This window comes from Oerskovia merdavium, from assembly GCF_014836755.1.
Lineage (GTDB): Bacteria > Actinomycetota > Actinomycetes > Actinomycetales > Cellulomonadaceae > Oerskovia > Oerskovia merdavium.
The window spans coordinates 62,479-72,821 of sequence record NZ_JACSQF010000003.1 but is presented as its reverse complement, the minus strand read 5'-3'; the positions used below and the strand labels follow the sequence as shown (position 1 = coordinate 72,821).

The window sequence follows — 10,343 nt, the reverse complement described above, 5'->3', positions numbered from 1 at the left end:
CCCCGCGGGGCGGCGCCGGGGCGCCCCGGGCGCCAACCCGCTGCGTGGCCGGTCCCTGTGGCCGGTCCCGCGGGTCCCCGCGACAGGACACCGTCGTCCGGACCGTGACGTCCGGACCGTGACGTCCGGACCATGACGCAGGGCCGGAAAATGCCTGCGTGCGCGTCGTACCCCCGCCATAGGATCGGCTGGCCATGACCGATGCACCCACCGGCTCTCCGACCGGCCCCGACGCTGCCCCTTCCTCCCCGACCGTCTCCTCGACGGACCCCGCCCGCCGCCTGGACTGGCGGCGGCTGCGCGGCCCGCAGTCCGTCTTCGCGCTCGTCGCGCTCACCGTCGGGGCGGTCGGTGGTGCGTTCGGCACGGTCGTCGCGGGGTGGCTCGCGGCGGACCCGACGACGGCCACGCTCCAGCTCCTGGCCGCGTGCATCGTGAGCGCGGCGCTGCTCGACACGATCGGCCAGGTGGTCTGGGCGGGAGTCGTCGACCGGGCCGAGGGGCGGCTGCGCGGCGACCTCCTGTCCGCGGCGCTGCACCAGCCCCTCGCCACGCTCACCGAGCAGGCCGTCGGCGAGGTGCTCGACCGGGTCGACGACGACACCCACGCGGTCGGCACGCTCGTGCGCCGGCAGGCCTGGGGGGCGGGCCGCACCCTCGTCGGCGTGATCCCCATGTGGGTCGTCGCCGGGCTCACCTGGTGGCCGGCCTGGATCCTCTTCCCCGTGCTCGGTCTGGTCGCCGCGCTGATCGTGCGCCCCATGCTCGGCGAGATCGCTCGCCGCAAGGTCGTCGAGGAGGCGGCCTGGACGGACCACGCCGCGGTGTTCGAGGAAGCGGTCGCAGCACGCGACGACCTGCGCACGAGCCTGGGGCAGTCGTTCGCGGTACGCAGGCTCGCCGAGCGGTCGGCGCAGGTCCACCGACGCTTCGAGGCCGTGCTGTCGGTCGAGTCGCGCATGCTCCGCCGGGCCGGGCTCGTGCTCGCGTCGCTGCTCGCGGGCGTGGCCGTCGCGGGGGCTGCCCTCGCCGCCGACGGCGAGCTGGGCGTCGACCGTCTCGTCACCCTGTTCCTGGTCACGTCGATGTTCGTGGGGCAGACCGACAACCTGGTCCACCACCTCCCGGACATCCAGGAGGGGCTCGGGGCGCTCACGCGCATCCGTCAGATGCTCTCGGTCGCCCCCGAGCCGGTGGGCGGGCGCGACGTGCCGGCCGGGCCCGTGGGCATCGAGCTCCGGGACCTGCACTTCTCGTACGCCGAGGGCACCTTCGCCCTGGACGGCGTGAGCCTGCGCGTGCCCGCGGGCGCGACGGTCGCGCTCGTGGGCCGCACGGGCTCGGGCAAGTCGACGCTCGCGTCGCTGCTGTCCCGGGCCGTCGAGCCACCGCGCGGTGCGGTGCTCCTCGGGGGCGTGGACGTGCGAGACCTCGACCTGCAGGCGCTGCGCGCCGCGGTCGGCGTCGTGACCCAGCGGACCGAGATCCTCGCGGGCACGCTCGCGGAGAACGTCGCGCTCTTCGCCGACGTGCCGCGCACGGCCGTCGAGGACGCGGTGCGCGAGCTCCGCCTCGACGAGTGGGTCGCCGGCCTGCCGGACGGTCTGGACACGCTGCTCGGCCCGGGCGGGACGTCGCTGTCGGCCGGCGAGGAACAGCTCGTCGCGTTCGCCCGCCTGCTCGTGCGCGACGTCCAGGTCGTGGTCCTCGACGAGGCCACGGCACGCATGGACCCCTTGACCGAGGCGCGCGTCGTGGCGGCGTCGGAGCGGTTGCTCGCGGGGCGCACGGGCGTGCTCGTCGCGCACCGGCTCACGACGATCGAGCGCGCGGGCCTGATCGCGGTGCTCGACCGGGGGCGCGTCGTCCAGCAGGGCGTGCGGGCCACGCTCGCGCGCGTCGCGGGTCCCTATCGCGACCTGCTGGAGGCGAGCGTCGCGCAGGGGGGCTCGCCTGACGTCGCGCTCGTCGACCGGGGGAGCGAGGGCCGCGAGGACGCTGCGGCGGTCGGACTCGCCGCTGCTGAGGCGGACGGCGGTGTGGTCTCGGCCGCTGTCGCCGTCGTCGGAGCGGACCCGGAGACGCCCGGCGCGCCCGGCGCGTCCGACGAGGCCGTCGGCGGCCGGCGTCGGCGTGGCGTCCCGCCGACCCTGGCGGACCCGGGCGAAGGCCCCAGCCTCGCGCGCGGCGTGCTGCACGCGCTGTTCGTGCGGCCGGCGTGGGGTGTCGTGGGGGCCGTGCTGTTCCTGGTGGCGAGCCTCGTGTCGGCGCAGGGGGCAGTGACCGGCTTCCTCTGGGGCCACGCGGTCCAGGGGCTCGACGAGGGGTTCCCCGCGGCGCTGCTCGTCCCGTTCGCGGTGCTCCTGGTGGTCGCGCCCCTCTGCCTCGCACGGGCCCTGTACGTCTACCCCCGCTGGTGGATCGAGGTCCTGCTGCGGGTGCGCATGTCGGTCATGACGGGCCAGACGCGCCAGCACCGGCTCTCGGCCACACCCCCGGGCGAGGTCGTGGCGCGCGCCATGGATGCCGACCGGTTCGTGCGGTACGCCGACCGCTGGGTGGACCTCGTCAACGGCCTCGTCATCGCCGGTGTCACGGCGCTGCTGAGCCGGTCGTGGCTCGCCGGGGCCGTGCTGCTCGCGGTCATGGTCGTCTCCGCCGCGGCGTCGACGCTCGGGCGCCCCATCGCTGGCCGCTCGGCGACGCGATCGTCGGCCGCGCGCGCCCGGTTCGGGCGGGCCCTGGTCTCGGCGCTCGACTCGGCGCGCTCGGTCAAGCTCGCCGCCCGGACGCCCCAGGTGCACGCGCACCTGCACGAGGTCGACGCGGGCCGCGTGCGTGCCGCGGTCTTCGAGCACCGCGTGCAGGCCGCGCTCGACGGCGTGCCGCTCGTGATGATCCAGCTCGGCGTCGTCGCGGCCTGGGCCGGGCTCCTCACCGGGACGTGGGACCTCGCGACCGCGCTCCTGGTCGCGAACGCGGTCAACGGCTTCGGTTGGTTCGGCGTCGTCGCCGGGGCGGTCGTGACGGAGGCTCCCGGGACTCGTTCGTGGCAGCGTGCGACGAGCCGCTTCGCGGCCGGGGCGGACCTCATGGACCTGCCTCGCGGGGTCGACCTCCTCACGGGCGAGGCGCCCACCCCTGCCCCCGGCCCGCGTCAGGCGCTCGAGCTCCTGGAGCTCGCGGGGGTGAGCGCGCTGCACGACGACGGCACGATCGGCGTGCACGGCGTCGACCTGAGCGTGGAGCGCGGCGAGCTCGTGCTCCTGCTCGGCCAGGTCGGGTCGGGCAAGTCGAGCCTGCTGGCGGCGCTCGCGGGGCTCATGGAGCACACGGGTGACATCCGGTGGAACGGGACGGACGTCGAGGACGCCCAGACCTTCCTGCGCCCGGGCCAGGTCGCGCACGTCGCGCAGGTCCCGCGCGTCCTGTCGGGGACGTTCGCGGACAACGTGCGGCTCGGCCACGAGCGCGAGGTCCACGGCCCGGTCGCGGCCGCGCGGCTCGAGCGCGACGTGGTCGAGGCGGGCGGTCACGAGGCCCTCGTGGGGCATCGAGGCGTCCGGCTCTCGGGCGGTCAGGTGCAGCGGCTCGCGCTCGCCCGCGCGCTCGCGACCGACGCGGAGCTGCTCCTGGCCGACGACGTGTCGAGCGCTCTCGACGCCGCGACGGAGATCGAGCTGTGGTCGTCGCTCCGTGAGCGGGGGACCACGGTGATCGGTTCGACCTCGAAGCGTGCGGCGCTGGCCCGCGCGGACCGCGTCGTGGTGCTCCACGAGGGTGCCGTCGCGGAGGTCGGCCCCTGGAGCGACCTGGCGCCGCGCTGGAGCCACCTCGCGGGCTGACGTCCTCCAGCCCCTGGCCCGGCCGGGCAGCGATCACGCTTCCCGGCCGGGCTTCGCGCTGTCCGGGGTCGTCCCCGTCGCGGGGGCCACGGGTTCGGCGTGCCGACATGCGGTTGCACCCTTGCTGCAACTTTCAGCAACGGCTACAGTCTGGGTCAGCCGGCGTCGGGGAGCGCCCGGCTCGGGAGACCACGTGGAGCGCAGGGGCTCGGTCACCCGGCGGTGCGTACGCACGTCCGACTCCCCGGTCGACAAGGGAGTCCTCATGGCATCACCCCGCCCCAGGCGGTCGTCCAGACCGCGCCGCGCCACAGCGTCCCTCGCGGCGCTGTCCGTCGGGCTCACCGGGCTGACAGGCTTCACGGCCGTCGCCAACGCGGCGACCGGCCCTGCGGCGACCGCGACGGACGCGGCCCGCACCTTCGCACTCGTCGGCAGCCTGCAGGACGAGGCCGGCTGTGCAGCCGACTGGGACCCGGCCTGCGCCGCGACCGAGCTCGCGCCGACCGGTACCGAGGGTGTCTACTCGGCCGACTTCACGGTGCCCGCGGGCACCTACGAGTACAAGGTCGCCGTGAACGACACGTGGGACGAGGCCTACGGCCTGAACGGTGGTGCGGACAACATCCCGCTGGTCGTCGGTGGCCCCACGACCCTGCGCTTCACGTTCGACGACGTCGCCAAGCGCGTCTCGCTCGCGCCCGTCGATCTCGGGGGAGCCTACGACGAGGCGACCGACGCGCAGATCGTGACCCCGCCCGTGCGCCAGGCCGGCTCCGACGAGCAGTTCTACTTCGTCATGACTGACCGCTTCGCGGACGGCGACCCCACCAACAACGAGGCCGGCATCGAGGGCGGTGCGCTGCACTCGGGCTACGACCCCACGGACAAGGGGTTCTACCAGGGTGGCGACATCCAGGGCCTGCGCGACCAGCTCGACTACATCGACGGGCTCGGGACCACCGCGATCTGGCTGACCCCGTCGTTCAAGAACAACCCGGTCCAGGGCGAGGGAGCGAACGCGTCGGCGGGCTACCACGGCTACTGGGTCACCGACTTCACGCAGATCGACCCGCACCTCGGCACCAACGCCGAGCTCGAGGCACTGATCGACGAGGCCCACGCCAAGGGCATCAAGGTCTACTTCGACATCATCACCAACCACACGGCCGACCTGATCGACAACGAGCAGAAGCAGTACTCGTACGTCGACCAGGCGACCTCGCCGTACAAGGACGCCGCGGGCATCGCGTTCGACCCGGCCGACCACGCGGGCAAGGACACGTTCCCCGCGATGGACGCCGCGACGTCGTTCCCCTACACGCCCGTGGTGGCCGAGGACGCGAAGGACGCCAAGGTCCCCGCGTGGCTCAACGACACGACGCTCTACCACAACCGCGGCAACTCGACGTGGTCGGGCGAGTCCGTGACCTACGGCGACTTCGACGGCCTGGACGACCTCATGACCGAGAACCCGCGTGTCGTCGACGGGTTCGTCGACGTCTACCAGGGCTGGGTCGACCTCGGCATCGACGGCTTCCGCATCGACACGGTCAAGCACGTCAACTTCGAGTTCTGGGAGACCTGGACCACCGAGGTCCTCGACTACGCCCACTCGAAGGGCAAGGACGACTTCTTCATGTTCGGCGAGATCTACGACGCCGACGCCGCCAAGCTCTCGCCCTACGTGCGCAAGACGGACATGAGCTCCGTTCTCGACTTCGCGTTCCAGTCCTCGGCCGCGAGCTTCGCGAGCGGCAACAGCGCCAAGGGGCTGTCCCAGCTCTTCGCGAGCGACGACATGTACACGACGCCGGACTCCTCGGCGTCGGCGCTGCCCACGTTCCTCGGCAACCACGACATGGGCCGCATCGGGTACCTGCTGCAGACCACGGGCGACGCACAGCGTCGTGACGAGCTCGCGCACGACCTCATGTACCTCACGCGCGGTCAGCCGGTCGTCTACTACGGCGACGAGCAGGGCTTCGCGGGTGCGGGCGACGGCAAGGACAAGAACGCGCGGCAGTCGCTGTTCGCGACCCAGGTCGACGAGTACGCGGACCAGAAGCTGATCACGGGCGAGACCGCCGGCAGCCAGGACCGCTACGACACCACGTCGCCGCTCTACACCCACATCGCCGAGCTCTCCGCGCTGCGCTCCGAGAACCCGGCGCTCGCGCAGGGTGCCCAGATCGAGCGCTACACCGACTCGGGCGCGGGCGTCTACGCGTTCTCGCGCGTGGACCGCACCGAGAAGATCGAGCACCTCGTGGGGCTGAACAACTCGGCCGCGGCCAAGACGGTCAGCTTCACCACGCTCACGCCCGGCGCGACGTACGCGCCGCTCTACGGCGGCGGCGACGCGGTCACGGCCGGTGCCGAAGGCACGGTCTCGCTCACGGTCCCGGCCCTCGGCTCGGTCGTGCTCAAGGCGGACCGCACCGTGGGCGTCGAGTCCACGGGGGACGTCTCGGTGGCCGTACCGGCCGCGGGGGCGGGCCTCACCGGGGTCGCCCCGGTCGCCGCGGACGTCGACGACGCCGCGTGGTCCGAGACCAGCTTCGCCTGGCGCGTCGTCGGGTCCGACGAGTGGCAGGGCCTCGGCACGGCCGAGGACACCTCGCCGCGCGTCTTCCACGACGTGAGCGACCTGGCCAAGGGCACGCTCGTCGAGTACCGGGCCGTGACGGTCGACGCCGACGGTGACCGCCACGCGGCCTCGACGTTCGCGAGCGTGGGCAACTCCGTGAGCGGTGACGAGGACGTCGAACCTCCGACGGACATCGACCTCGTGACGGTCGCCGGGAGCCACAACTCCGAGATGGGTTGCGCGGGCGACTGGGCCCCCGGCTGCGAGGCGGCCAAGCTCACCAAGCGTGCCGACGGCGTCTACGCGGGCACGTTCGACATCCCGGCGGGTACCTACGAGTACAAGGTCGCGATCAACGGGTCCTGGGACCTCAACTACGGTGTCGGCGGCGCGAAGGACGGTGCCAACGCGACGTACACGACCGCGGGTGGCCCCGTGACGTTCTACTGGGACCCGGTCTCGCACGACTTCTCGAGCACCGCGCAGGGCCCGATCATCACGGTCGCGGGTTCGTTCCAGGACCAGCTCGGCTGCTCGGCCGCCTGGTCTCCGGACTGCATGGGCTCGTGGCTCCGTGACCCTGACGGTGACGGGGTCTACACGCTCACGACGTCGGCGCTCGCCACGGGTGCGTACGAGGGCAAGGTCGCTCACGGTCTGAGCTGGGCCGAGAACTACGGTGTCGGCGGCGTCAAGGACGGCCAGAACTACTCGTTCAGCGCGTCCGACGGCAAGTCGGTCACGTTCTCGTACGTCCTCGCGACGCACGTGCTCACGATCGATGTCGCGGACCCCCCGCTGCCCGGGACCGGTCAGCAGGCCGCGCACTGGGTGACCAGCGACCTGGTCGCGTGGCCGCGCGAGCTGCTCGCGGGCGCCGACCCGGCGACGCTGGGCTGGACGCTGCACACCGCACCGGCGGGCGGCCTGAGCGTCGCCGACGGCGCGGTCGTCGCGCCTGAGGGGTCGTCGTCGTTCGGTCTGGTCCTCGACCCGGCGGGCCTGCCCGACGACGTCGCGGAGGACTTCCCGGCCCTCGCCGACGCGGTGGCCCTGCGGGTCACAGGCGCCGACGGCGAGCCGATCTCGGTGGACGCGGCGACGACCGCGCTCACGGGGCAGCTCCTCGTCGCCCAGCGCGCCGGTACCGCGGCGGACGCTCCGCTCACCGCGGCGACCGGCGTACAGCTCCCCGGTGTCCTGGACGACCTGTTCGCCGAGGGCGCCGCGGACCGCACGCTCGGCGCGAGCATCTACACCAACGGCAAGTGGGCCTCGTTCGCGCTGTGGGCTCCCACGGCGAAGAGCGTCACGCTCCTCGCGTGGCCCGGTTCGGGCGACGCCGCGGACCTGAAGAACGAGGACGCGCGGCGGTTCCCCGCCGAGCGTCAGTCGGACGGGACGTGGACGGTCGACGGCAAGGACGCCGACAAGAAGTTCGGCTGGGTCGGTGCGCGGTACCTCTACGAGGTCGAGGTCTTCGTCCCGTCGACGGGCAAGGTCGAGACCAACGTCGTGACCGACCCGTACTCGCTGGGGCTGACGCTCAACTCGACCCACTCGGTCGTCGTCGACCTCGACGCGAAGGACACCCAGCCGAAGGTCTGGAAGGACACACCGGCTCCCGTCGTGGAGCGGGCCGTCGACCAGACGATCTACGAGCTGCACGTCCGGGACTTCTCGATCGCCGACACCACGGTGCCTGCCGCCAAGCGTGGCACGTACCTCGCGTTCGGCGAGAAGAAGTCGGCCGGCATGACACACCTCGCCGAGCTGGCCGACGCCGGTCTGACGACGGTGCACCTGCTGCCGACGTTCGACATCGCGACCATCGAGGAAGACAGGTCCAAGCAGTCGGTCACCGGTGACCTGAGCGGCTTCGCGCCCGACGGCACCGAGCAGCAGGCCGCGGTGTCCGCGATCCAGGGCACGGACGGTTTCAACTGGGGCTACGACCCGCTGCACTTCTCGACGCCGGAGGGCTCGTACGCGGTCGACGCCGAGGGCTCGGCGCGTGCCGCGGAGTTCCGCACCATGGTCGGGTCGCTGCACCAGACCGGGCTCCAGGTCGTGCTCGACCAGGTGTTCAACCACACCGCGGCCAGCGGTCAGGACGCCAAGAGCGTCCTGGACAAGGTCGTGCCCGGCTACTACCACCGCCAGAACACGACGACGGGTGCGGTCGAGACCAGCACCTGCTGCCAGAACCTCGCGACCGAGCACGCCATGACCGGCAAGCTCATGGTCGACTCGGTCGTCACGTGGGCCCGCGACTACAAGGTCGACGGCTTCCGCTTCGACCTCATGGGGCACCACTCGAAGCAGAACATGCTCGACGTCCGGGCCGCGCTCGACGAGCTCACGCTGAAGAAGGACGGCGTGGACGGCAAGGCCGTGTACCTGTACGGCGAGGGCTGGAACTTCGGGGAGGTCGCCGACAACGCGCTGTTCGAGCAGGCCACGCAGGGCCAGCTCGGCGGCACGGGTATCGGTACGTTCTCCGACCGTCTGCGCGACGCGGTCCACGGCGGCTCTCCCGTCGACGGGGCCTCGACGTTCACGCAGGGCTTCGGTACGGGGCTCGCGACCGACCCGAACGGGCAGCCTGCCCGGGCGGGGGAGCCGGGGACGGTGAACGACGGATCGGCCGACGAGCTGGCGTCGCTGGGCCACGAGACGGACCTGGTCCGGCTGGGCCTCGCGGGGAACCTGCGCAGCTTCACGTTCACGACCTCGACGGGCGAGGCGCTGCGGGGCGACCAGATCGACTACCGGGGTGCGCCCGCAGGCTACGCGGACTCGCCCGAGGAGATCATCAGCTACGTCGACGCGCACGACAACGAGACGCTGTTCGACCTGCTGACCCTCAAGCTGCCGGCGGACACGTCGATGGCCGACCGGGTGCGCATGAACAACGTCTCGCTCGCCACGACGGCTCTCTCGCAGACGCCTTCGCTGTGGCACGCGGGCACCGACCTGCTGCGTTCCAAGTCGCTCGACCGCAACAGCTACGACTCGGGCGACTGGTACAACGCGATCGACTGGACGGGCACCGACAACGGGTTCGGCAAGGGGCTGCCGCTCGAGGCGGACAACGGTGAGAAGTGGCCTCTCATGGCGCCCCTGCTCGCGAACCCCGCGCTCAAGCCGACCGCCCAGGACATCGCGTCGGCCTCGGACAACGCGGCCGACCTGCTGCGGCTGCGCTCCTCGACGGACCTGTTCCGCCTGGGCAGCGCGGACCTCATCAACCAGAAGGTCACGTTCCCCGACGCGGGGACCGGTCAGACGCCCGGCGTGATCGTCATGAGCATCGACGACACGATCGGCAAGGACGTGGACGAGAAGCTCGACGGCGCGCTCGTCGTCTTCAACGCCTCGCCCGAGCCGGTCACGCAGACGGTCGCCGGCCTCTCGGGACGCGAGTACTCGCTCTCTCCCGTCCAGGCTCGCGGAGCCGACCCGGTCGTCAAGACGACGACGTGGGACGCGGCGACCGGGACGGTCACCGTCCCGGCACGTTCGGTCGCGGTGCTCGTCGAGCCCAAGGCCGCGAAGGTCGAGCTCACGACCTCGACGCGCACCCAGTGCGTCGCAGGTCGCGCGACCCTCACGGTCAGTGCGGTCAACGAGGGGCCGACCCCCGCCACGGTCAAGGTCGAGACGCCGTTCGGCGCCAAGACCTTCACCGGCGTGCTGCCGGGCAAGAGCGCCCAGCAGACGTTCGCGACGCGTCTGGCGACGATCCCCGCCGCGACGGCCACGGCCACGGGGACGGCGACGATCGGCGGCAAGGAGGTCCGGACGGTCTACGACGTGTCGTACGGGGCACGCGACTGCTCCTAGCCTCACTGCAGGTCCGCTGAGTGCGGAGCCCTTGCGAGACTCTCTCGCAAGGGCTCCGCACT

General features: G+C 72.4%; 2 protein-coding genes. Both read left to right on the top strand.

The window, feature by feature from the left end:
* Positions 1–194 precede the first annotated feature (194 nt).
* Complete coding sequence (locus tag H9641_RS03925) at positions 195–3,845, top strand: ATP-binding cassette domain-containing protein (RefSeq protein WP_191801261.1); 3,651 nt, start codon at positions 195–197, stop codon at positions 3,843–3,845.
* A 265-nt stretch (positions 3,846–4,110) separates the two neighbouring features.
* Entirely contained in the window at positions 4,111–10,281 is a 6,171-nt protein-coding gene (gene pulA / locus H9641_RS03920; protein ID WP_191801259.1) for a pullulanase-type alpha-1,6-glucosidase, read from the top strand.
* Positions 10,282–10,343 lie beyond the last annotated feature (62 nt).